Below are 1,820 nucleotides of genomic sequence, written 5' to 3'. Positions count from 1 at the left end.
GCCTCGCACACCGCGGCGGCGGCCACCCCCACGGTGGTCCGCGAGGCGCTGTTCCGCCAGGCCGGGATCACCGCGACCCGCAGCATCCTCGAACTCGTCGACACCGCTGCGCTGTTGCACGTGCAGCCGCTTCCGGCGCCACGCGGCGCGGTCGCGGTGGTGTCCAACGCCGGCGGCATCGGCATCCTCGCCGCCGACGCCTGTGCCGACGCCGGGCTCCTGTTGCCCGAACTCCCAGAAATCCCAGAACTCTCCGGTGAGCTGCAGAAGCTGCTGCCCCGAGGGGCTTCCGTACGGAACCCCGTGGACACCACGGCAGCCGTCGGGCCGACCGAACTGGCGTGCTGCCTCGAAGCATTGGAACGCTGTCCGGCCGTCGACGCCCTCCTGGTCTGCCTGGTGCCGACGGCGCTCACCACCGACCCCGCGCACGATCCGGTCCGCGCGCTGCTGGAGGGTCCGGGCCGACGCCGCATCCCGATCGTGGCCGTCCTGCCCGACCAGGAGGTCCCCGTGCGCTACCTGAACGGCGCGGACGGCCACCCGCTGCCGGTGTACGCGGACACGGCCTCCGCCGCCCGGGCCCTCGCCCACGCCCGCGACCGCGCCCGCTGGCTGGCCGAGCCGGCCGGCGAGGAGGCCGATGCCCCCGGCTGCGATGCCAGGACCGCCCGCAGCCTGGTGAACGGCTTCCTCGCCACCACCCCCGAGGGCGGCTGGCTCGACCCGGTGAGCACCGCCGACCTCCTCGAAAGCTACGGCCTCCCGCTGACCACTTCGGTCTGGGCCCGGGACGAGCACGCCGCCGTCGTGGCCGCGGAGACGCTCCGCCCCCTGGGGCACGACGGCAGGGTCGTCGTCAAGGCGTACTGGCCCGGCCAGGTCCACAAGAGCGAGGCGGGCGCGGTCCGGGTCGGCCTCCGGGCGGACTCCGAAATCCGATCCTCCTACCGGGAGTTCGCCGCAGCCTTCGGCACCCGGATGGCGGGCGTGGTGGTGCAGCCGATGGCGGCACCCGGCCTCGAACTGCTCGCGGGCGTCGCCCAGGACCGCGTCTTCGGCCCCCTCGTCGTGCTCGGCATGGGCGGCACCGCCACCGACGTGCTCGACGACCGGTCCGCGCGCCTCGCCCCGCTCACCGAACCGGACCTCACCGGCATGATCACCGAACTCCGCGGCGCACCCCTCCTGTCGGGCCACCACGGAGCGCCCCCGGTCGACCTCGCCGCCGTCCGGTCCGTCCTCGCCCGGCTCTCCCGGCTCGCCACCGACCTCCCCGAACTCGTCGAGGCCGACCTCAACCCGGTGATCGCCGGCCCGGCCGGGGCCGTCTGCGTCGACGCCCGGGTCCGCCTCGAACCCCGTCCCTCGTTCGACCCCTACCTGCGCCGGCTGCGCCGCCCGGCGGTCGCCGAGGAGGCGTGAGACCCGTGGGCCACAGTGTTCTCGACGGAACGACGGGCGACGCCTTCCCCGATGCGGGGGACACCGTTCCGCCGACCCGGACCCGCGTCGGCGCATGCATGAGCCGGCCCGCAGTAGCCGTCACCCCCCGGACCGACTTCGCCACCGTGGTCGCCGCCATCACCGCGTCCGACCTGCTTGCCGCGTACGCCGCCGAGCGGGTGCCAGGGGACAGTGCGGTGACCGCGCCCGTGTACGCCGCCGTCGACGGTTCGGGGGCGAGCCTGGCCGCCGCCCGCTGGGCGGCCGACGAGGCGGCCCGGTCCGGCGCATCGCTGTGCCTGGATCTGCTCGACCGCCCCGGCTTCCTCGGCGGCCGGCCGCTCCAGAAACTTCGCCGTCTGGCCTTGGTCGTG

The 1,820-nt window shown here is 75.2% G+C and carries 1 protein-coding gene and 1 pseudogene; both read left to right on the top strand.

Features of this window, described 5'->3' with window-relative positions; genetic code table 11:
- Positions 1-1,425, top strand: a 1,425-nt coding sequence (locus ABZ885_RS40400) for an acetate--CoA ligase family protein (protein ID WP_360200079.1), incomplete at its 5' end; no start/stop codon positions are given.
- Between the two features lie 5 nt (positions 1,426-1,430).
- A pseudogene (locus tag ABZ885_RS40395) lies at positions 1,431-1,820 on the top strand (hypothetical protein); the annotation flags it as partial.

Origin of the sequence: Kitasatospora sp. NPDC047058 (genome assembly GCF_040643935.1) — a bacterium.
Classification (GTDB): domain Bacteria; phylum Actinomycetota; class Actinomycetes; order Streptomycetales; family Streptomycetaceae; genus Kitasatospora.
The sequence above is the reverse complement of the archived record's forward strand: the minus strand, read 5'-3'. Positions and strand labels throughout refer to the sequence as shown.